The 19,503-nt window shown below is 68.0% G+C and carries 19 protein-coding genes and 1 pseudogene; 13 read left to right on the forward strand and 7 right to left on the reverse strand.

The window, feature by feature from the left end; translation table 11 throughout:
• Positions 1 to 123: 123 nt before the first annotated feature.
• From dnaJ to AC3WRI_RS31005, 3 genes are all read right to left on the reverse strand, one after another.
• Positions 124 to 1,269, reverse strand: coding sequence for a molecular chaperone DnaJ (dnaJ, locus tag AC3WRI_RS30995; protein ID WP_010815033.1), 1,146 nt, complete (start codon positions 1,267 to 1,269; stop codon positions 124 to 126).
• A 171-nt stretch (positions 1,270 to 1,440) separates the two neighbouring features.
• On the reverse strand, positions 1,441 to 3,393 hold the full coding sequence (dnaK, locus tag AC3WRI_RS31000; protein WP_010815035.1) for a molecular chaperone DnaK: 1,953 nt from the start codon (positions 3,391 to 3,393) through the stop codon (positions 1,441 to 1,443).
• Between the two features lie 189 nt (positions 3,394 to 3,582).
• Entirely contained in the window at positions 3,583 to 4,149 is a 567-nt protein-coding gene (locus AC3WRI_RS31005; protein ID WP_010815036.1) for a cob(I)yrinic acid a,c-diamide adenosyltransferase, read from the reverse strand.
• Between the two features lie 317 nt (positions 4,150 to 4,466).
• Between AC3WRI_RS31005 and AC3WRI_RS31010 the strand changes: the two genes are divergently transcribed.
• From AC3WRI_RS31010 to AC3WRI_RS31060, 11 genes are all read left to right on the forward strand, one after another.
• Positions 4,467 to 5,897, forward strand: a complete 1,431-nt coding sequence (locus tag AC3WRI_RS31010; protein WP_439670983.1) for an FAD-binding oxidoreductase — start codon at positions 4,467 to 4,469, stop codon at positions 5,895 to 5,897.
• A gap of 14 nt (positions 5,898 to 5,911) precedes the next feature.
• Positions 5,912 to 6,802, forward strand: a complete 891-nt coding sequence (locus AC3WRI_RS31015; protein ID WP_010815038.1) for a LysR substrate-binding domain-containing protein — start codon at positions 5,912 to 5,914, stop codon at positions 6,800 to 6,802.
• A 12-nt stretch (positions 6,803 to 6,814) separates the two neighbouring features.
• Positions 6,815 to 7,345 carry a GNAT family N-acetyltransferase gene (locus AC3WRI_RS31020; RefSeq protein ID WP_010815039.1) on the forward strand — a complete coding sequence of 177 codons (531 nt, stop codon included), beginning with the start codon at positions 6,815 to 6,817 and terminating at the stop codon, positions 7,343 to 7,345.
• 251 nt (positions 7,346 to 7,596) lie between these two features.
• Positions 7,597 to 9,111: an FAD-linked oxidase C-terminal domain-containing protein gene (locus AC3WRI_RS31025; protein ID WP_010815040.1), complete on the forward strand. Its 1,515-nt coding sequence runs from the start codon at positions 7,597 to 7,599 to the stop codon at positions 9,109 to 9,111.
• 8 nt (positions 9,112 to 9,119) lie between these two features.
• Positions 9,120 to 10,037, forward strand: coding sequence for an ion transporter (locus AC3WRI_RS31030; protein WP_011615987.1), 918 nt, complete (start codon positions 9,120 to 9,122; stop codon positions 10,035 to 10,037).
• Between the two features lie 27 nt (positions 10,038 to 10,064).
• Positions 10,065 to 11,168 carry a glycolate oxidase subunit GlcE gene (gene glcE / locus AC3WRI_RS31035; RefSeq protein ID WP_011615988.1) on the forward strand — a complete coding sequence of 368 codons (1,104 nt, stop codon included), beginning with the start codon at positions 10,065 to 10,067 and terminating at the stop codon, positions 11,166 to 11,168.
• Between the two features lie 43 nt (positions 11,169 to 11,211).
• Positions 11,212 to 12,465: a glycolate oxidase subunit GlcF gene (gene glcF, locus AC3WRI_RS31040; protein ID WP_439668237.1), complete on the forward strand. Its 1,254-nt coding sequence runs from the start codon at positions 11,212 to 11,214 to the stop codon at positions 12,463 to 12,465.
• 79 nt (positions 12,466 to 12,544) lie between these two features.
• Positions 12,545 to 12,922 carry a CidA/LrgA family protein gene (locus AC3WRI_RS31045; protein ID WP_011615990.1) on the forward strand — a complete coding sequence of 126 codons (378 nt, stop codon included), beginning with the start codon at positions 12,545 to 12,547 and terminating at the stop codon, positions 12,920 to 12,922.
• A complete protein-coding gene (locus AC3WRI_RS31050) occupies positions 12,919 to 13,644 on the forward strand; it encodes an LrgB family protein (RefSeq protein WP_010815045.1) in 726 nt (241 codons plus the stop codon). The genes AC3WRI_RS31045 and AC3WRI_RS31050 overlap by 4 nt, the downstream gene beginning before the upstream one ends.
• An 85-nt stretch (positions 13,645 to 13,729) precedes the next feature.
• Complete coding sequence (locus AC3WRI_RS31055; RefSeq protein ID WP_010815046.1) at positions 13,730 to 14,101, forward strand: VOC family protein; 372 nt, start codon at positions 13,730 to 13,732, stop codon at positions 14,099 to 14,101.
• A gap of 22 nt (positions 14,102 to 14,123) precedes the next feature.
• The gene (locus tag AC3WRI_RS31060; protein WP_010815047.1) at positions 14,124 to 14,813 is read left to right on the forward strand and encodes a helix-turn-helix transcriptional regulator; all 690 of its coding nucleotides are present in this window, start codon (positions 14,124 to 14,126) and stop codon (positions 14,811 to 14,813) included.
• 6 nt (positions 14,814 to 14,819) lie between these two features.
• Here AC3WRI_RS31060 and AC3WRI_RS31065 read toward each other — a convergent pair whose 3' ends face one another.
• The 3 genes from AC3WRI_RS31065 to AC3WRI_RS31075 all read right to left on the reverse strand — a co-directional run bounded on the left by AC3WRI_RS31065 (position 14,820) and on the right by AC3WRI_RS31075 (position 17,596).
• Positions 14,820 to 15,314 (reverse strand): glutathione peroxidase, encoded by a 495-nt coding sequence (locus tag AC3WRI_RS31065; protein WP_492294771.1) that lies wholly within the window; start codon positions 15,312 to 15,314, stop codon positions 14,820 to 14,822.
• 72 nt (positions 15,315 to 15,386) lie between these two features.
• Positions 15,387 to 16,526, reverse strand: coding sequence for a PilT/PilU family type 4a pilus ATPase (locus AC3WRI_RS31070; RefSeq protein WP_010815049.1), 1,140 nt, complete (start codon positions 16,524 to 16,526; stop codon positions 15,387 to 15,389).
• A 26-nt stretch (positions 16,527 to 16,552) separates the two neighbouring features.
• A complete protein-coding gene (locus tag AC3WRI_RS31075) occupies positions 16,553 to 17,596 on the reverse strand; it encodes a type IV pilus twitching motility protein PilT (RefSeq protein ID WP_010815050.1) in 1,044 nt (347 codons plus the stop codon).
• A 63-nt stretch (positions 17,597 to 17,659) separates the two neighbouring features.
• On the opposite strand from AC3WRI_RS31075, the gene AC3WRI_RS31080 reads away from it, so the two are divergent.
• Both AC3WRI_RS31080 and proC read left to right on the forward strand, forming a co-directional pair.
• On the forward strand, positions 17,660 to 18,355 hold the full coding sequence (locus AC3WRI_RS31080; RefSeq protein WP_010815051.1) for a YggS family pyridoxal phosphate-dependent enzyme: 696 nt from the start codon (positions 17,660 to 17,662) through the stop codon (positions 18,353 to 18,355).
• A 46-nt stretch (positions 18,356 to 18,401) separates the two neighbouring features.
• Positions 18,402 to 19,238 carry a pyrroline-5-carboxylate reductase gene (proC, locus tag AC3WRI_RS31085; RefSeq protein WP_011615991.1) on the forward strand — a complete coding sequence of 279 codons (837 nt, stop codon included), beginning with the start codon at positions 18,402 to 18,404 and terminating at the stop codon, positions 19,236 to 19,238.
• A 99-nt stretch (positions 19,239 to 19,337) separates the two neighbouring features.
• Here proC and AC3WRI_RS31090 read toward each other — a convergent pair.
• A pseudogene (locus AC3WRI_RS31090) lies at positions 19,338 to 19,503 on the reverse strand (4-hydroxybenzoate octaprenyltransferase); the annotation flags it as partial.

Genomic DNA, 19,503 nt, shown 5'->3' on the forward strand with positions numbered 1-19,503 from the left:
GGATGCTGGCTACCACGGGGAAATCGTCAGGAAAGGGGCGGTGGGGACAACCTTGGCATTATCGCGCGCCAAAAACAAAACCGGCCACGCTCGCACGTGGCCGGTCCGATACTGCAAACCCGGTCAGCTGAAGAAGCTCTTCACCTTGTCCAGCCAGGATTGCTCCTGCGGGCTGTGGCGCGAGCCGCCCTCATGCACCGAGCGGTCGAACTGGCGCAGCATCTCCTTCTGCGCCTCGGTCAGCTTGACCGGCGTCTCCACGTTCACATGCACATAGAGGTCGCCCGGATAGCCGGAACGCACGCCCTTGATGCCCTTGCCGCGCAGACGGAAGGTCTTGCCCGACTGGGTGGCTTCAGGCACCGGGAAGGTGGCCTTGCCGCTCAGCGTCGGCACTTCCAGGTCGCCGCCCAGCGCCGCGGTGGCGAAGGAGATCGGCATCTGGCAGTGCAGGTCGTCGCCGTCGCGCTCGAACATCGGGTGCGCCTTGATGTGGACTTCCACATACAGGTCGCCCGGGGGGCCGCCGTTGATACCCGGCTCGCCGTTGCCCGACGAGCGGATGCGCATGCCTTCGTCGATGCCGGCCGGGATCTTCACTTCCAGCGTCTTCTGCGACTTCAGCTTGCCCTGGCCGTGGCACTTGGTGCACGGCTTGGGGATGTACTTGCCGCTGCCGTGGCACTTCGGGCAGGTCTGCTGCATGGTGAAGAAGCCCTGCGACACGCGCACCTGGCCCGCGCCGTGGCAGGTCGGGCAGGTTTCCACGCTCGAGCCCGGCTCCGCGCCGTTGCCGTGGCAGTGGTCGCAGTCGTCCCAGTGCGGCACGCGGATCTGCGCCTCGTGGCCGTGCGCGGCCTGCTCCAGCGAGATCTCCATGCTGTAGCGCAGGTCGGCGCCGCGATAGGCCTGCGGGCCGCCGCCGCCGCGACGGCCACCGGCCTGCTGGCCGAAAATGTCGCCGAAGATGTCGCCAAAGGCCTCGGCGAAACCGCCGTAGCCCTGCGCACCGCCGAAGCCGCCCGCCATATTGGGGTCGACACCGGCATGGCCATACTGGTCGTAGGCCGCCTTCTTCTCCGGGTCGGAAAGCATCTCGTAGGCCTCTTTGACCTCCTTGAATTTTTCCTCGGCGATCTTGCCGTCCTTGCCTTCCGGATTGCGGTCCGGGTGGTACTTCATCGCGAGCTTGCGATAAGCCTTCTTGATCTCGTCGTCGCTCGCGTTCTTGCCTACCCCGAGCACTTCGTAATAGTCACGTTTTGCCATGGTGGCTCAAACCTTTTTGGCCGGCACGCACATGCGGCGCGATACCGGCGAATAGCAAAAAAGCCGAGCGAGGCATCCGACGGCGGTTTCCCGCTGGGTCCGATGGCCGCGCCCGGCGTCGGGGCGGGGGCGGTGCCGGCCAGTGCCTGCACCGCCGCCCGCGTGTCCCGATTACTTCTTGTCGTTGACTTCCTTGAATTCGGCGTCCACAACGTTGTCGTCCTGCGGCTGCGCCTGCTGGCCACCGGCCGCGCCGGCACCGGCAGCAGCACCGGCCGTGGCGCCTTCGCCAGCCTTGGCCTGCATGTCGGCGTAGACCTTCTCGCCCAGCTTCTGGCTGACTTCGGACAGCGCGTTGACCTTGGCATCGATCTCGGCCTTGTCGCCGCCGCGAGCGGCGTCTTCCAGTTCCTTGATCGCGGCTTCGATCTTTTCCTTCTCGCCGGCTTCCAGCTTGTCGCCGTATTCGGTGAGCGCTTTCTTGGTCGAGTGGATCAGCGCGTCGGCCTGGTTGCGGGCATCAGCCAGCTCGCGGGCCTTCTTGTCTTCCTCGGCGTTGGCCTCGGCGTCCTTCACCATGCGCTGGATCTCGTCTTCCGACAGGCCCGAGTTCGCCTTGATGGTGATCCTGTTTTCCTTGCCGGTCGCCTTGTCCTTGGCGCCCACGTGCAGGATGCCGTTGGCGTCGATGTCGAACGACACTTCGATCTGCGGCGTGCCGCGCGCTGCGGGCGGAATGCCTTCCAGGTTGAACTCGCCCAGCAGCTTGTTGCCGGAGGCCATTTCACGCTCGCCCTGGAACACCTTGATGGTCACCGCCGGCTGGTTGTCGTCGGCGGTCGAGAACACCTGCGCATGCTTGGTCGGGATGGTGGTGTTCTTGGTGATCATCTTGGTCATCACGCCACCCAGGGTCTCGATCCCCAGCGACAGCGGCGTCACGTCCAGCAGCAGCACGTCGGTACGGTCGCCCGACAGCACCGAGCCCTGGATCGCGGCGCCGACGGCCACGGCTTCATCCGGGTTCACGTCCTTGCGCGCTTCCTTGCCGAAGAACTCCTTGACCTGTTCCTGCACCTTGGGCATGCGGGTCATGCCGCCGACCAGGATCACGTCGTCGATGTCGCTGACCTTGACGCCCGCGTCCTTGATGGCGATGCGGCACGGCTCGATGGTGCGCGTGATCAGCTCTTCCACCAGGGATTCGAGCTTGGCGCGGGTCATCTTCAGGTTCAGGTGCTTCGGACCCGAGGCATCGGCCGTGATGTACGGCAGGTTGATCTCGGTCTGCTGCGAGCTCGACAGTTCGATCTTGGCCTTTTCAGCGGCTTCCTTCAGGCGCTGCAGCGCGAGCACGTCCTTGGACAGGTCCACGCCCTGGTCCTTCTTGAACTCGCTGATGATGTAGTCGATGATGCGCTGGTCGAAGTCTTCGCCGCCCAGGAAGGTGTCGCCGTTGGTCGACAGCACTTCGAACTGCTTCTCGCCGTCCACGTCCGCGATCTCGATGATCGAGATGTCGAAGGTGCCGCCGCCGAGGTCATACACGGCGATCTTGCGGTCGCCCTTCTCGTTCTTGTCCATGCCAAACGCCAGCGCGGCCGCGGTCGGCTCGTTGATGATGCGCTTGACGTCGAGGCCGGCGATGCGGCCGGCGTCCTTGGTGGCCTGGCGCTGCGAGTCGTTGAAGTAGGCCGGCACGGTGATCACGGCTTCGGTCACCGGCTCGCCGAGGTAGTCCTCGGCCGTCTTCTTCATCTTGCGCAGCACTTCGGCGGAAACCTGCGGCGGCGCCAGCTTCTGGTCGCGCACCGACACCCATGCGTCGCCGTTGTCGGCCTTGACGATGGAATACGGCATCAGGCCGATGTCCTTCTGGACTTCCTTCTCTTCGAACTTGCGGCCGATCAGGCGCTTGACCGCGTACAGGGTGTTGCGCGGATTGGTGACGGCCTGGCGCTTGGCCGGCGCGCCGACCAGGATCTCGCCGTCTTCCATGTAGGCGATGATCGACGGGGTGGTGCGGGCACCCTCCGAGTTTTCGATGACCTTGGGGGTGTTGCCTTCCAGGATCGCGACGCAGCTATTGGTGGTACCGAGGTCGATACCGATGATCTTACCCATTATTCTCTCCTCTTGAGCCGGCGCTATCCGCGCGGCTGCAATTCAACCTGAGGCCGAAATGTGGCCACCCGGGGGCTTTTCAAGGGCAGAACCGGCAAATCCGAGTAATTTTCTCGGTTTCTGCACGCTTTCAACGGCATCCGCCGCCGCAGGTTAAGCGGACGGCGCGGCGCGGCCGCCGAAAGTGGCCTATTCCATACCTCCTGGCGCGTCGCGATCGCGCTGCCACAACACGTCAGAACCGCCGCCGGCCCGGTTCAGCACCCGCGCCAGCACGAACATCAGGTCCGACAGCCGGTTCAGGTACTGGCGCGGGGCCTCGTTCAGTGGCTCGGCCGCGCCCAGCGCCACCAGCGCGCGCTCGGCACGGCGGCACACGGTGCGGCAGACATGGGCCTGCGCCGCGGCGCGGCTGCCGCCGGGCAGGATGAATTCGGCCAGCCGCGGCAGGTTGGCGTTGTAGTCGGCGAGCCAGGTATCGAGCTGCGCCACCTGCTCAGGCTTGAGCAGGGTGTAGCCCGGGATGGACAGCTCGCCACCCAGGTCGAACAGGTCGTGCTGGATATGCAGCAGGGCGGCGCGCACGTCGTCGGGCAGGGCCTCGGTCAGCAGCACGCCGACGTGGCAGTTGAGCTCGTCGACGTCGCCGATGGCGGCGATGCGCGGGCTGGCCTTGCCGGTGCGGCTGCCGTCGCCCAGGCCGGTGGTGCCGGCGTCGCCGGTGCGGGTGGCAATCTTGGACAGGCGGTTGCCCATGCCGGTCTCCTCGTAAGCGTGTGGTAGTCGTGGTCCGCCCTGCAACGCTGGGCGCCCGGGGGAAAGACGCATTATCGCGCCGGACCGCCTCGGCGCGCCAAGCGCTTGTGTCCCGGCGCTTGCTGTGCGGCTATCGGCCAGTACCGGCCGCCGCAGTGCCCGGCCAGGGTGCATGAGCCGCCGCGCGGCGTAGAATGCCGGTAGCCCCCATTCGTCGCCCATTCGATAACCGGGTCGCGCCCCTGCCGGCCAGACCGGAGCTTGCTCCGCAGCGCCGCCGCCGGCACCACCGTCGCGCCGACCCGCCGGAGACCCGCATGAACCACCCCACGCCGTCCGCCACGCTCGCCCGCCGTCCGCTGCCGCCCGCCTTCAGCGAAGCCCTGGCGGCGCGCTTCGGCGACCGCTTCACCACCTCCGCCGGCGTGCGCGAACACCACGGCCGCGACGAATCCCCGTTCCCGCCGGCCGTGCCCGACGCCGTGGTCTTCGCCCACAGCACCGAGGAAGTGGCCGAGGTGGCGCGCCTGTGCAACCAGCATGGCGTGCCGCTGATCCCGTACGGCGCGGGCTCGTCGCTGGAAGGCCATCTGCTGGCCGTGGCAGGCGGCATCAGCCTGGACCTGTCGCAGATGAACCGCGTGCTGGCGGTGCAGCCCGAGGACCTGACCGTGACCGTGCAGCCCGGCGTCACGCGCAAGCAGCTGAACCAGGAAATCAAGGACACCGGCCTGTTCTTCCCGATCGACCCGGGCGCCGACGCCTCGCTGGGCGGCATGTGCGCCACGCGCGCCTCCGGGACCAACGCGGTGCGCTACGGCACCATGCGCGAGAACGTGCTGGCGCTGACAGTGGTAACCGCCGACGGCCGCGTGATCCGCACCGGCACGCAGGCGCGCAAGTCGGCGGCGGGCTATGACCTGACCCGGCTCTTTATCGGCAGCGAAGGCACGCTCGGCATCATCACCGAGGTGACGGTGCGGCTCTACCCGCAGCCGGAGGCGATCTCCGCCGCGGTGTGCGCCTTCCCCAGCATGGGCAGCGCGGTGCAGGCGGTAATCCAGACCATCCAGCTGGGCGTGCCGGTGGCGCGCGTGGAGTTCGTCGATGCGCTGGCGATCCGCGCCATCAACCGCCACGACAACCTGACCCTGCCCGAGACCCCGCACCTGTTCTTCGAATTCCACGGCACCGAGGCCGGCGTGCGCGAGCAGGCCGAGACCGTGCAGCAGATCACCGCCGAGCACGGCGGCCAGGGCTTCGAGTGGGCCACCCGCCCGGAGGACCGCAGCCGGCTGTGGAACGCGCGCCATACCGCCTACTTCGCCATGCTGCAGCTCAAGCCGGGCTGCAAGTCGGTGACCACCGACGTGTGCGTGCCGATCTCGCGCCTGGCCGACTGCGTCACCGAGACCGAGAAGGACCTGAACGCCTCGGCGCTGCCCTGCCCCATCGTCGGCCATGTCGGCGACGGCAACTTCCACGTGGCGATCCTGGTCGACCCCGACAAGCCCGAAGAGATGGCCGAGGCCGAGGCCATCAACCAGCGCATCGTCGAACGCGCGCTGGCGATGGGCGGCACCTGCACCGGCGAGCACGGCGTGGGCTTGCACAAGCAGCGCTTCCTGGTGGAAGAACACGGCGAGGATGCGCTCGACGTGATGCGCGCGATCAAGGACGCGCTGGACCCCAAGCACATCCTCAACCCGGGCAAGATCTTCAGCGCCACGCGCGGCGGCTCGCAGTAAGGCGTGCCGAGCTGATGGCCTCCATGTTCAACCGCGTCCCGCCGCTGCACCTGCTGATCGCCTTCGAGGCAGCGGCGCGCCTGGGCAGCTTCGCGCGCGCGGCCGAAGAGCTGTCGGTCACGCCCAGCGCGGTCTCGCACCGCATCAAGAATCTTGAGGAGCTGTGGGGCGAAGACCTGTTCGTGCGCGCCAACGCGGCGCTGCGGCTGACCGCCGCCGGCACGCGCTACCTGCGCAACGTGCAGGACGCGCTCAAGTCGCTCAACGAGCTGGCGCGGCCCGAATACAACAAGCTGCGCACCCGGCTGCGGGTGGCGATCCCGCCCACCTTCGGGCGCCAGCACCTGGTGCCGCGCCTGCCCGAGTTCGGCGCGCTGTATCCGCATATCGACCTCGAGCTGCACCTGGCGATCCCGTTCCTGGACGTCAAGGCCGAGGACACCGATGTCGAGATCCGCTACGGCACCGGCCGCTACCCTGACCTGAAGACCACCCGGCTGCTGGTCGAGCCGGTGTTCCCGGCGTGCGGGCGCGAGTACTACGAGCGCGTCAACGGCCGCGCCATCACCAAGCCGGAGCACCTGCACGGCCTGGTGCTGCTGCGCAGTCCGCTGGAGCCGTGGAAGCCGTGGTTCGAGACTGCCGGGCTGGATTGGGTCGAGCCGCAGACCGGGCCGCAGTTCAACGACATCGGCCTGATGCTGGAAGCGATCGCGTCCAACCAGGGCGTGGCGCTGGTGCGCCAGCGCATGGCGCGGCACTGGCTGTCGCTGGGGCAGATGGTGCGGCTGCTGGAGGTGGAATCGGTCTCGCCGCACGGCTACTACATCGTCGAGCGCGAACAGGCCCCGCTCAAGCCCGAGGCGCGCTATTTCGTCGACTGGCTGCTGAGCCTGGACTGGTAGGAGACTGACCCCATGGAAATCCGCTTGCTGACCCCCGCCGATGCCGCCGCCTTCCAGGCGCTGCGGCTGCACGGCCTGGCCGAAGCGCCGGAAGCCTTCGCTTCCAGCCTGGAGGAGGAACAGGACCGGCCGCTGGAAGTCGTCGCCGGGCGCCTGGCCGCGACCGAGGGCAAGGCCGTATTCGGCGCCTTTGTCGACGGCAGCGATGGCAGCGCGCTGGCCGGCGTGGTCGGGGTGATGCGCGAGGAAAACGCCAAGCACCGGCACAAGGCCTTTATCTGGGGCATGTACGTGGCCCCGGGCTGGCGCGACCGCAAGCTCGGCCGCGCGCTGATGGAGCGGGCCATGGAACAGGCCGCCGCCATGCCGGGCGTGCGCCAGGTGACGCTGTGCGTCAATGCCGGCAGCGCGGGCGCGGTGCGGCTGTACGAGTCGCTCGGCTTCGTGCGCACGGGGCTGGAGCCGGATGCGCTGTACGTCGCGCCGCACTTCCACGACAAGCTCGACATGGTCTGCTTCCTGCCGCAGCCGCCGGCACGCTGAGTCCGGCCGGACCGCCTTCCCTGCACCCGCGCTGCGGTGTACGCTGGACTTGCGTCGCCTGCCAGGAGTGATTTCCCGCGCAGCCATGATGAGCATTTTTGATCGGCCTGCCATGCGGAATTCACGTGTCCCGTGGTGCCCGCGCCAGGTGCCCTGCGCTATAGTCACCCGTCCCCGCGGCAGGCCCTGCATTGCCGCGACCGGCAGGCCGCGCACCGGCCGCCATCCAGGAGGCCCCACAGGAGTCGTTCATGAATGCCCCGCACGAAGCCCAAACCATCGCCCCCGACGGCGCCCATGCCACGGCCGAAGGCCGCCGCAGCGCGCTGCTGGCCGGCCTGGCGCAGATCCTGCCGGATGCCGCGCTGCTGTGGAAGCCGGAAGACACCGTCCCCTATGAATGCGACGGCCTGGCCGCGTACCGCCAGGTGCCGATGGCCGTGGCCCTGCCCGACACCGAGGAACAGGTCTGCGCGATCCTGCGCCTGTGCCACAAGCTGGGCGTGCCGGTGGTGCCGCGCGGCGCCGGCACCAGCCTGTCGGGTGGCGCCATGCCGATCGCCGAGGGCCTGGTGCTGTCGCTGGCCAAGTTCAAGCGCATCCTGTCGGTCGATCCGTACTCGCGCACCGCGGTGGTCCAGCCGGGCGTGCGCAACCTGGCGATCTCCGACGCCGCCGCACCCCACAACCTGTACTACGCGCCGGACCCGTCCTCGCAGATCGCCTGCACCATCGGCGGCAACGTCAGCGAGAACTCCGGCGGCGTGCACTGCCTGAAGTACGGCCTGACCGTGCACAACGTGCTGCGCGTGCGCGCGGTGACGATGGAGGGCGAGGTGGTGGTGTTCGGCTCCGAGGCCCCCGACTCGCCGGGCCTGGACCTGCTGGCCGTGCTGATCGGCTCCGAAGGCATGCTGGCCGTGGTCACCGAGGTCACGGTGCGCCTGATCCCCAAGCCGCAGCTGGCGCAGGTGATCATGGCCTGCTTCGACGATGTCGAGAAAGGCGGCAATGCGGTGGCGGACGTGATCGCCGCCGGCATCATCCCGGCCGGACTGGAAATGATGGACAAGCCCGCCACCGCCGCGGTCGAGCAGTTCGTGCATGCGGGCTATGACCTGGATGCCGCCGCCATCCTGCTGTGCGAATCCGACGGCACCCCGGAAGAAGTGGCCGAGGAAATCGAACGCATGAGCGCGGTGCTGACGGCATCGGGCTGCACCCGCATCGTGGTCTCGCAGAACGAAGCCGAGCGCCTGCGCTTCTGGAGCGGCCGCAAGAACGCCTTCCCCGCCGCCGGCCGGATCTCGCCGGACTACTACTGCATGGACGGCACCATTCCGCGCAAGCACATCGGCACGCTGCTCAGGCGCATCGAAGCCATGGAGCAAAAGTACGGCCTGCGCTGCATCAACGTGTTCCATGCCGGCGACGGCAACATGCACCCGCTGGTGCTGTTCGATGGCGCGGACCAGGACCAATGGCACCGCGCCGAGCTGTTCGGCGCCGACATCCTGGAAACCTGCGTGGAACTGGGCGGCACCGTCACCGGCGAGCACGGCGTGGGCGTGGAGAAGCTCAACTCGATGTGCGTGCAGTTCTCGCCCGCCGAGCGCGATGCCTTCTTCGGCGTCAAGGCCGCCTTCGACCCGGCGCGGCTGCTCAACCCGGACAAGGCCATCCCCACGCTGGCGCGCTGCGCGGAGTACGGCAAGATGCATGTGAAGCGGGGCCTGCTGCCGCACCCGGAACTGCCGCGCTTCTGAGCCACGCCATGTCCAGCCCACGCCGACGCCAGCAGCAGGAAGCGTTCGTCCGCCAGCGCCTGGGGCAGCCCGAGGCCGGCTGGCGCCAGCGCTGGTACACCATCATCTTCGAGGCCGATACCCGCGAGGGCCGGCTCTTCGATGTCGCGCTGCTGCTGGCCATCGTCGCCAGCGTGACGGTGGTGATGCTCGACAGCCTGCCCGCGGTGAACAACCGCCTGGGGCTGGCGTTCACCGTGCTGGAATGGATGTTCACGCTGTTCTTCACGGCCGAGTACGTGATGCGCATCCTGGTGGTGCGCCGGCCGTGGCGCTATGTGTTCAGCTTCTACGGCATCATCGACTTCGTCTCGATCATGCCGACCTGGCTGGCCTTCTTCCTGCCCGAGCTGCATTTCCTGATCGACGTGCGCCTGCTGCGGCTGCTGCGCGTGTTCCGGATCCTGAAGCTGACCGTGTACTTCGAGGAAGCCGAGATCCTGTACCGCGCGCTGGTCAACAGCCGCCGCAAGATCTTCGTGTTCCTGGGCACGGTGTTCATCATCACGGTGATCCTGGGCACGGTAATGTACGTGGTGGAAGGCCCGCAGCACGGCTTCACCAGCATCCCGGTCAGCATGTACTGGGCGGTGGTGACGCTGACCACCACGGGCTTCGGCGACATGGTGCCCAAGACCCCGCTGGGGCAGTTCATCACCTCGCTGACCATCCTGCTGGGCTACGGCATCATCGCCTTCCCCACCGGTATCGTCGGCGCCGAGCTGGCCGCCAGCATCCTGAAGCGGCCGCTCACCACGCGCACCTGCACCCATTGCCTGACCGAGGGCCACGAACCCGACGCCGGCTACTGCAAGCATTGCGGCAGCCAGCTGCCCGAATACCAGAACGACCGGCCGGAAGTGCCCGGCGGACCTGCCGGCTCCTGAGCCGGCCTTCCCTACCCCACGACGCATATGCAAGCCACCCTCGACGCCATCCGCGACGCCGTCAGGCAAGCCACCGAGACCCGCACCGCGCTGCGGCTGCGCGGCGGCGGCAGCAAGGACTTCTACGGCCAGCCCGCCGCGGGCCAGCTGCTGGACACGCGCGCCTATGCCGGCATCGTCGACTACGACCCGGCCGAGCTGGTGATCACCGCGCGCTGCGGCACGCCGCTGGCCGAGATCGAGGCGGCGCTGGCCGAGAAGCGCCAGATGCTGGCCTTCGAGCCGCCCCATTTCGCACTGCCGGGCCAGCCCAGCACCGCGACGCTGGGCGGCGCCGTGGCCGCGGGATTGTCGGGCCCGCGCCGGCAGTCGGTGGGCGCGCTGCGCGACTTCATGCTGGGCGCGCAGCTGATGGACGGCCGCGGCGAGGTGATGGACTTCGGCGGCCAGGTGATGAAGAACGTGGCGGGCTATGACGTGTCGCGGCTGCTGGCGGGCTCGCTCGGCACGCTCGGGCTGATCCTGCAGGTGTCGGTCAAGGTGCTGCCGGCACCGTTCGACGAGGCCACGCTGCGCTTCGAGCTGGCGCAGGCCGATGCCATCGAGCACCTGAACCGTTGGGGCGGCCAGCCGCTGCCGCTGGCGTCTTCGGCCTGGCACGCGGGCGTGCTGCACGTGCGCCTGGCCGGCGCCACCGCCGCCGTGCGCGCCGCGTGCGTCAGGCTGGGCGGCGAGCGCGTGGACGCTGCGGAAGCCGCGGCGCTGTGGCAATCGCTGCGCGAGCAGACCCACCCGTTCTTCGCCCCCGCCCAGGCGGGCCGCGCGCTGTGGCGCCTGGCGGTGCCCACCATCGCCGCGCCGCTGGCGCTGCCGGGCCCACAGCTGATCGAATGGGGCGGCGGCCAGCGCTGGTGGCTGCCCGAGGACGGCACTGACAAGACCGATGCCGAAAGCGTGCGCGCCGTGGCGCAGGCCGCCGGCGGCCATGCCACGCTGTTCCGCAATGGCGACAAGTCAGTGGGCGTGTTCACGCCGCTGGCCTCGCCGCTGGCCGCGATCCACCGCCGCCTGAAAGAGACCTTCGACCCGGCCGGCATCTTCAACCCGCAGCGCATGTACCCCGGGCTCTGACCCGGCACGTCCAGGCATCCCCCCGGCACAACCTCCCCACACCATGCAAACGAACCTGGCCGATTTTCTTCGCAACACGCCCGAAGGCGAGGAAGCCAAATCCATCGTCGGCAACTGCGTGCATTGCGGCTTCTGCACCGCCACCTGCCCCACCTACCAGTTACTCGGCGATGAGCTGGACGGCCCGCGCGGGCGCATCTACCTGATGAAGCAGGTGCTGGAAGGCCATGCCATCACCGAAAGCACGCGCCTGCACCTGGACCGCTGCCTGACCTGCCGCAACTGCGAATCGACCTGCCCGTCGGGCGTGCGCTACGGCCGCCTGGTCGATATCGGCCGCAAGCTGGTCGACGACAAGCTCGAGGCCGAAGGCGTGCAGCGCCCCGCCCGCGAGCGCATCGCGCGCTGGGTGCTGCGCGAGGGGCTGACGCGCCCGGCGCTGTTCGGCACGGCGCTGCGCCTGGGCCAGATGGTGCGGCCGCTGCTGCCGGGCACGCTGCGCAACAAGGTGCCGGCGCTGTCCAGCACCGCCGCGCCCGGCACGTGGCCGCGCAATGCGCATGCACGCAAGATGTTGTTGCTCGACGGCTGCGTGCAGCCGGCAATGTCGCCCAACATCAATGCCGCAACTGCGCGTGTGTTCGACCGTGTCGGCGTACAACTGCTGGTGGCGCGCGAAGCCGGCTGCTGCGGCGCGATCCGCTTCCACACCGGCGACCACGACGGCGGCCTCGACAATATGCGCCGCAACATCGATGCCTGGTGGCCGCATATCGAGGACGGCGCCGAGGCCATCGTGATGACCGCCTCGGGCTGCGGCGCGATGGTCAAGGACTACGGGCACCTGCTGCGCAACGATCCGAAGTACGCCGAGCGCGCCCGCCGCGTCTCGGCGCTGACGCGCGACCTGTCCGAAGTCTTGCCGGACTTTGCCGACGAGCTGCACACCCTGGCCGGCGCGGTCCCGCGCGACAACCGGCGCGTGGCTTACCACCCGCCCTGCACGCTGCAGCACGGCCAGCAGATCCGCGGCAAAGTCGAAGCGCTCTTGACCGGCCTCGGCGTCGAAGTCAAACTCTGCGCTGACAGCCACCTGTGCTGCGGCTCGGCGGGCACTTATTCGGTGTTGCAGCCGGAACTGGCCTACCGCCTGCGCGACGACAAGCTCGCCAAACTGCAGGCCACGCAGCCCGAAGCCATCGTCTCGGCCAATATCGGCTGCATCTCGCACCTGCAGGGCGGCACCGGCACCCCGGTGATGCACTGGATCGAACTGGTCGACAAGATGCTCGGCTAGCGCGGGCGGGCAGCATGGGCGGCAGCGCGCATCCCTTCCGGACGCGCGCCGCGCACCTGCGACCAAACGCCACGCCCCCATGCTCCAGACCTTTGCAATCCTGTTGGTTTTCCAGTCCATCGGCGAGGTGATCAGCTACGCGCTGACCCTGCCGGTGCCCGGCCCCGTGCTGGGTATGATCCTGCTGTTCGGCTGGCTCGCCTTCGACGACCGCCTGCTGCCCATCATCCAGGGCACCACCACTGAGCTGCTCAAGCACCTGTCGCTGCTGTTCGTGCCGGCCGGCGTCGGCATCATGGTCCATGCCAACCGCATCGAGGGCGAATGGATGCCGATCCTGGTGGCGCTGGTGGTGTCCACCTGGCTGGCCATCGCCACCACCGCCGTGGTCACGCGCATGCTGATGCGCAAGCGCGCCGATGTCCCGCCCGCCGATGCGAAAGGAGAGCAGGCATGATGACGCCCCGCCTCAACGAGATCTGGGTCTACCTGGCCGCGAGCCCGCTGGTCGGGCTGACCGCCACGCTGCTGGCCTACGTCTTTGCCTTCCGCATCTATGAGCGTTCGCGCTTCTCGCCGCTGGCCAACCCGGTGATGATCGCGGTGGCGCTGCTGGTCACGGTGCTGACCGTCACCGGCACGCCCTACAAGACCTACTTCGACGGCGCGCAGTTCGTGCACTTCCTGCTGGGGCCGGCCACGGTGGCACTGGCGGTGCCGCTGTACCTGCAGCTGCCCAAGCTGCGCACCCATGTGTTCCCGCTGCTGGCAGGACTGGTGGCGGGCTCGGTGGTGGCGGTGGTGTCGGCGGTGGGAATTGCCTGGCTGCTGGGCGCATCGCCCGAGACCGTGCGCTCGCTCGCGCCCAAGTCGGTGACGATCCCGATCGCCATGGGCGTGGCCGAGAAGATCGGCGGGCTGCCCTCGCTGACCGCGGTGCTGGTGATGGCCACCGGCATCATCGGCGCGGTCAGCGCCACCAGCGTGCTGAACCTGCTGCGCATCCGCGACTACAGCGTGCGCGGTTTCGCCACCGGCGTGGCGGCCCACGGCATCGGCACCGCGCGCGCCTTCCAGGTCAACCAGGAAGCCGGCGCCTTTGCCGCGCTGGGCATGGGCCTGAACGGCGTGCTGACGGCGATCATGGTGCCGGTGATGGCGGCGTGGATGCCACACTGACACGCTCCTGACAGCACGCTGTCAGCAGCCCCCGCGCATGATGCGAGCTCCCCACTCCCCTTCACCTGGAACCAAGGAGTCTGTCATGAGCAACCGTCTGATCAACTGGCTGGAAATCCCCGTCGTCGACATGAGCCGCGCGGTCGGCTTCTACGAGCAGGTGTTCAATATCCAGCTGCGCCGCGAGACCATGAGCCAGGTCGACATGGCCGTGTTCCCCCACCCCGACCCGGGCGGCGCGCTGGTCGCCGGCGAGGGCTATCGCCCCAGCAACTACTACGGCGCGGTGCCGTACCTGCATGCGCCGGAACTGGATGTGCTGCTGGAGCGCGCCGCGCGCGCCGGCGGCAAGACGGTGTTCGGGCCGCTGCGCCTGCCGGGCGAGATCGGCCGCATCGCCCATATCACCGACAGCGAAGGCAACCGCATCGGGCTGCACGAGCCCGTGGCCGCCTGACCCCGATGGCAAGCCGCCCCCGATGAGCCGCCGCGCCGACCGCCTGTTCCAGATCGTGCAGGTGCTGCGCGGCCGCCGCCTGACCACGGCGGCGCTGCTGGCGCAGCGGCTCGGGGTGTCGGAACGCACCGTCTACCGTGATATCCAGGCGCTGTCGCTGTCAGGCGTGCCGGTCGAGGGCGAGGCCGGCATCGGCTACCGGCTGCGCGCCGACTTCGATGTCCCGCCGCTGATGTTCACCGCCATGGAAGTCGAAGCACTGGTCGCCGGCCTGCGCCTCCTGAAAGCCTGGGGCGGCGGCGCGCTGGCCGCCGCGGCCGATCCCGCGCTGGAAAAACTGATGGCCGCGCTGCCGCCGCCGCGCCGGCTGGCAGCGCAGCAAAGCCGCGTGTTCGCGCCGGAATACGTCAACCAGGCGCATGTGCGCGAGGCCTTCGACGTGGTACACGGGGCGCTGGGCGAACAGAAATTGCTGCTGCTCGACTATTGCGACGTGCAGCAGCGCATCACCGAACGCGTGGTGATGCCGCTGGGCCTGTTCTTCTGGGGCAATGCCTGGTTGCTGGCGACGTGGTGCACCACGCGCTCGGACTATCGCAGCTTCCGGCTGGACCGCTGCCGCGCCATCCGCATGCTGGACGACCATTTCCACGAAACGCCCGACCGCTCGCTCAACGGTTTCCTGCGCGCGGTGCGCGCCAGCGGCACCTAGTCCCGCTCAGGCAGCCGGGTCGGACAGCAGCATCTCGATATCGGCGCGCAGCTCGTCGGGCTTGGTGGTCGGCGCATAGCGCTTGAACACCGTGCCGTCGCGGCGCAGCAGGAACTTGGTGAAGTTCCATTTGATGCCCTGGGTACCGAGCACGCCACGCTTTTCCGTGGTCAGCCACTGGTACAGCGGATGGGCGTCGGCACCGTTCACGTCGATCTTGGCGAACATCGGGAAGCGCACCGCAAAGCGCGTTTCGCAGAACTGGCCGGTCTGCTGCGCATCGCCCGGCTCCTGCTTGCCGAACTGGTTGCACGGGAAGCCCAGCACCTCCAGGCCGCGCTCGTGGTATTCGTCGTAGAGCTTCTGCAGGCCCTCGTACTGCGGCGTGAACCCGCATTCGCTGGCGGTGTTGACGACCAGCATCACCTTGCCCTGGAACTGCGACAGCGGTACCGGCTGGCCGGCCAGCGAGTTGGCTTCGAACTGGTAGACATTGCTCATGGCAGACTCCTGGGGCCGGAACTGGCCCTTGCGTGGCCCAAGCATAACGCCATGCGCATCACCGTGCACGAATCAGATGACATTGAGATGCTCGGTGCCGGCACCCAGGTCGGTGTCCTTGGCGCTCGCGCTGTGCAGCTTGATCATCAGGCGCAGGTCGTTGAGCGAGTCGGCATTGCGCAGCGCGTCCTCGTAGGTGATCTTGCCTTCCTCGTACAGGTCGAACAGCGCCTGGTCGAACGAGACCATGCCCTGCTCGCGCGACTTCTTGATGACTTCCTTGAGCTCGTGGATCTCGCCCTTGAAGATCAGGTCGGCCACCAGCGGCGTGCCGATCATGATCTCCACCGCCGGCACGCGCCCCTTTTTGCCGGCGCGCGGCAGCAGGCGCTGCGAGATCATCGCCTTCAGGTTCAGCGACAGGTCGATCAGCAGCTGCTGGCGCTTTTCCTCGGGGAAGAAGTTGACCACGCGGTCGATCGCCTGGTTGGCATTGTTGGCGTGCAGCGTGGCCAGGCACAGGTGGCCGGTCTCGGCGTACTGCATCGCGTACTCCATGGTCTCGCGGTCACGGATTTCGCCGATCAGGATCACGTCGGGCGCCTGGCGCAGCGTGTTCTTCAGCGCCACGTGCCAGGACTCGGTATCGATGCCGACCTCGCGCTGCGTGACGATGCAGTTCTGGTGCGCATGCACGTACTCGATCGGATCCTCGATGGTGATGATATGGCCGTACGAATGCGCGTTGCGGTGATCCAGCATTGCCGCCAGCGTGGTCGACTTGCCCGAGCCGGTGGCGCCGGTCACGATCACCAGCCCGCGCTTGGCCATCACCACCTCATGCAGCGTCGCCGGCAGGTCCAGGTCGGCCACCGAGGGAATGCGCGTATTGATGGTGCGCACCACCATGCCGGCCTTGCCCTGCTGGATAAAGGCCGACACGCGGAAGCGCCCGGCCTTGGGCGCGGTGATCGCGAAATTGCATTCGCGGCTGGTGTCGAAGTCCTGCACCTGGCGCTCGTTCATCACCGAGCGCACCAGGCCCAGCGCCTGGGTCGGGTTCAGCGGCTGCTGCGACACCGGCTTGATCTTGCCGTCGACCTTGATCGCCGGCGGGAAGTCAGAGGTAATGAACAGGTCCGAGCCGCGGTTGCTGACCATCAGCTCCAGCAGGTCGTTGATGTACTTGGCGGCGGATTCGCGATCGAGCATGTCGGTGTCCTGCTGGGGAGCGGGCCTCAGCCCATGAACGCGTCGGGGTTCTTGGCGATGGCGCGCGCGTCGTTGTAGCTGATGACGCTGCGCTTGATCAGGTCAGACAGGCACTGGTCCAGCGTCTGCATGCCCAGCCCGCTGCTGGTCTGCATCATCGAGTACATCTGCGCGATCTTGTTCTCGCGGATCAGGTGGCGGATCGCGGGCGTGGCGATCATGATCTCGTGCGCGGCGGTGCGGCCATTGCCGTCGCGCGTCTTCAGCAGCGTCTGCGAGATCACCGCCTCCAGCGATTCCGACAGCATGGTGCGCACCATGTCCTTCTCTTCGGGCGGGAACACATCGACCACGCGGTCGATGGTCTTGGCCGCTGAGCTGGTGTGCAGCGTGCCGAAGACCAGGTGGCCGGTCTCGGCCGCGGTCAGCGCCAGGCGGATGGTTTCCAGGTCGCGCAGCTCACCCACCAGGATCACGTCCGGGTCTTCACGCAGTGCCGAGCGCAACGCGTTGGCAAACGAATGCGTGTGCGGCCCCAGCTCGCGCTGGTTGATCAGGCTCTTCTTGGAGCTGTGCACGAATTCGATCGGGTCCTCCACCGTGAGGATGTGGCCCATGTCGCTTTCGTTGCGATGGTCGACCATCGCCGCCAGCGTGGTGGACTTGCCCGAGCCGGTCGGGCCCGTCACCAGCACCAGCCCGCGCGGCTTCATGCACAGGTCGGCAAACACCGCGGGCGCGCGCAGCTCTTCGAGCGTGAGCACCTTGGAGGGAATGGTACGGAACACCGCGGCGGCGCCGCGCTGGGTGTTATAGGCATTGACCCGGAAGCGGGACAGGCCGGCGATCTCGAACGAGAAATCGATTTCGAGGCGTTCTTCGTAGGCCTTGCGCTGGGTGTCGCTCATGATGTCGTACACCATGGCGTGGACATCCTTGTGCGTCATCGAGGCGATGTTGATCCGGCGCATGTCGCCGTGGATCCGCACCATCGGCGGCATGTCCGCGGAGAGATGAAGATCAGACGCCTTGTTCTTGACAGCGAAAGCCAATAGCTGCGCGATGTCCATCTATAATGACCCCACCCTAGTTATCAGTACTTTGCGTACTTTCTTTTGTATGTTCGCCGGATTATGTCTGTAATTGCCGCCAACTTGCAAGCCGTTCACCAGCGCATCGCGGCGGCCGCACAACAAGCCGGCAGACAGCCCGCGGACATCGCCCTGCTGGCGGTTTCCAAGACCGTTCCCCCCGACCGCATAAGGGCCGCATACGCCGCCGGACAGGTCGCTTTCGGCGAAAACTACGTCCAGGAAGGCGTCGACAAGATCGCCGCGCTGGCCGACCTGCGCCACCGCCTGCAATGGCATTTCATCGGCCCGCTGCAGAGCAACAAGACCCGCCTGGTGGCGGAGCATTTCGACTGGGTGCACGCCGTCGACCGGCTCAGGATCGCCGAGCGGCTGTCGGCCCAGCGCCCGGCCGGCATGGCCGCGCTGCAGGTCTGCATCCAGGTCAATATCAGCGGCGAAGCCAGCAAGAGCGGCGTCGCCCCGGCAGAGGTGCCCGGCCTGGCACATGCCGTCGCCGCGCTGCCAGGCCTGCGCCTGCGCGGGCTGATGGCCATCCCCGAGCCCGAGCACGACCCCGCCGCGCAGCGCCGCCCGTTCGCGGCCATGCGCGCCATGCTGCAGGCGCTGCGCACCGACGGCCTGGACCTCGACACGCTGTCGATGGGCATGTCGGGCGACATGGAAGCCGCCATCGCCGAGGGCGCCACGCTGGTGCGGATCGGCACCGCCATTTTCGGAGCGCGCCAATACCCGTAGTCCGGCGCGCCCAGTCCATTCCCTTCAAGCCCCCCAACGGATCTCCATGCTCGATACCCTTACCTTTGGCTTTCTCGGCGGCGGCAACATGGCCACCGCACTGATCGGCGGCCTGATCGCCCGCGGCGTGCCGGCCGGCTCGATCCGCGTGGTCGACCCCTTCCCCGAGGCCCAGCAACGCCTGGCGCGCGACCTCGGCGTGCATGCCGCCGGCGCGCCGGATGCCGCCTTCGGCGCCTGCGACGTGCTGGTGCTGGCGGTCAAGCCGCAGCAGTTCCGCGACGCCGCGGCGCAGCTGCTGCCGATCCTGCCGGCCAGCGGCAAGGGCAACCTGGTGATCAGCGTGGCCGCCGGCATCCGGCTGCAGGACATGGAGCGCTGGCTGGACGGGCGCGCCCGGCTGGTGCGGGCGATGCCGAACACGCCGGCGCTGGCCGGCATGGGCATGACCGGGCTGGCCGCGCCGGCCGGGCTGTCGGCCGAAGACCGCGCGATCGCCAGCGCGGTGGCCGAGGCCGTCGGCAAGTGCGTATGGGTGGATGGGGATGACCAGATCGATGCGGTCACCGCCATTTCCGGCAGTGGGCCGGCCTATGTCTTCTACTTTATCGAAGCGATGGAACGCGCCGCCACCGAGCTGGGCCTGACGGCGGAGCAAGGCCGCGAACTGGCGGTAGAGACCTTCCGTGGCGCTGCTACCCTGGCCGGGCAGTCTTCCGAGCCGGTGTCGACGCTGCGTGAGCGCGTGACGTCCAAGGGCGGCACGACGTATGCGGCGCTGACGGCGATGGAGGCTTCGGGCATTGGTGATGCCTTCGTGCGCGCGATGCATGCTGCCGCGGCGCGGGGCAAGGAGATGGGGGCGGAGTTCGGGAAGGATTGAGGCGCGGCCAAACCGCGGGCGCTCTGACCTGGCCGCCGCCCCATGTGAACGCTCCCCTCTCCCGCAAGCGGGAGAGGGGAGAAAACCAGCGGGATCTAATCAGCGAATTGCATAAGCCACCGCCGTCCCCGCAAACACACAGGCCCCCAGCCAGTTGTTATGCCGGAACGCCGCGAAACACCGCATCCGGTCGCGGTCACGAATCAGCGTGTAATGATACCCGGCGCAACCCGCAGCCGCCGCCAGCCCCACCCAGTAAGGCCAC

This window comes from Cupriavidus sp. FW305-27 (genome assembly GCF_058787995.1).

What these genes read in the sequence shown, in the direction of transcription:
- dnaJ (WP_010815033.1), bottom strand. Translation starts at nt 1,269, where the DNA reads ATGGCAAAACGTGACTATTACGAAGTGCTCGGGGTAGGCAAGAACGCG.
- dnaK (WP_010815035.1), bottom strand. Translation starts at nt 3,393, where the DNA reads ATGGGTAAGATCATCGGTATCGACCTCGGTACCACCAATAGCTGCGTC.
- AC3WRI_RS31005 (WP_010815036.1), bottom strand. Translation starts at nt 4,149, where the DNA reads ATGGGCAACCGCCTGTCCAAGATTGCCACCCGCACCGGCGACGCCGGC.
- AC3WRI_RS31010 (WP_439670983.1), top strand. Translation starts at nt 4,467, where the DNA reads ATGAACCACCCCACGCCGTCCGCCACGCTCGCCCGCCGTCCGCTGCCG.
- AC3WRI_RS31015 (WP_010815038.1), top strand. Translation starts at nt 5,912, where the DNA reads ATGGCCTCCATGTTCAACCGCGTCCCGCCGCTGCACCTGCTGATCGCC.
- AC3WRI_RS31020 (WP_010815039.1), top strand. Translation starts at nt 6,815, where the DNA reads ATGGAAATCCGCTTGCTGACCCCCGCCGATGCCGCCGCCTTCCAGGCG.
- AC3WRI_RS31025 (WP_010815040.1), top strand. Translation starts at nt 7,597, where the DNA reads ATGAATGCCCCGCACGAAGCCCAAACCATCGCCCCCGACGGCGCCCAT.
- AC3WRI_RS31030 (WP_011615987.1), top strand. Translation starts at nt 9,120, where the DNA reads ATGTCCAGCCCACGCCGACGCCAGCAGCAGGAAGCGTTCGTCCGCCAG.
- glcE (WP_011615988.1), top strand. Translation starts at nt 10,065, where the DNA reads ATGCAAGCCACCCTCGACGCCATCCGCGACGCCGTCAGGCAAGCCACC.
- glcF (WP_439668237.1), top strand. Translation starts at nt 11,212, where the DNA reads ATGCAAACGAACCTGGCCGATTTTCTTCGCAACACGCCCGAAGGCGAG.
- AC3WRI_RS31045 (WP_011615990.1), top strand. Translation starts at nt 12,545, where the DNA reads ATGCTCCAGACCTTTGCAATCCTGTTGGTTTTCCAGTCCATCGGCGAG.
- AC3WRI_RS31050 (WP_010815045.1), top strand. Translation starts at nt 12,919, where the DNA reads ATGATGACGCCCCGCCTCAACGAGATCTGGGTCTACCTGGCCGCGAGC.
- AC3WRI_RS31055 (WP_010815046.1), top strand. Translation starts at nt 13,730, where the DNA reads ATGAGCAACCGTCTGATCAACTGGCTGGAAATCCCCGTCGTCGACATG.
- AC3WRI_RS31060 (WP_010815047.1), top strand. Translation starts at nt 14,124, where the DNA reads ATGAGCCGCCGCGCCGACCGCCTGTTCCAGATCGTGCAGGTGCTGCGC.
- AC3WRI_RS31065 (WP_492294771.1), bottom strand. Translation starts at nt 15,314, where the DNA reads ATGAGCAATGTCTACCAGTTCGAAGCCAACTCGCTGGCCGGCCAGCCG.
- AC3WRI_RS31070 (WP_010815049.1), bottom strand. Translation starts at nt 16,526, where the DNA reads ATGCTCGATCGCGAATCCGCCGCCAAGTACATCAACGACCTGCTGGAG.
- AC3WRI_RS31075 (WP_010815050.1), bottom strand. Translation starts at nt 17,596, where the DNA reads ATGGACATCGCGCAGCTATTGGCTTTCGCTGTCAAGAACAAGGCGTCT.
- AC3WRI_RS31080 (WP_010815051.1), top strand. Translation starts at nt 17,660, where the DNA reads ATGTCTGTAATTGCCGCCAACTTGCAAGCCGTTCACCAGCGCATCGCG.
- proC (WP_011615991.1), top strand. Translation starts at nt 18,402, where the DNA reads ATGCTCGATACCCTTACCTTTGGCTTTCTCGGCGGCGGCAACATGGCC.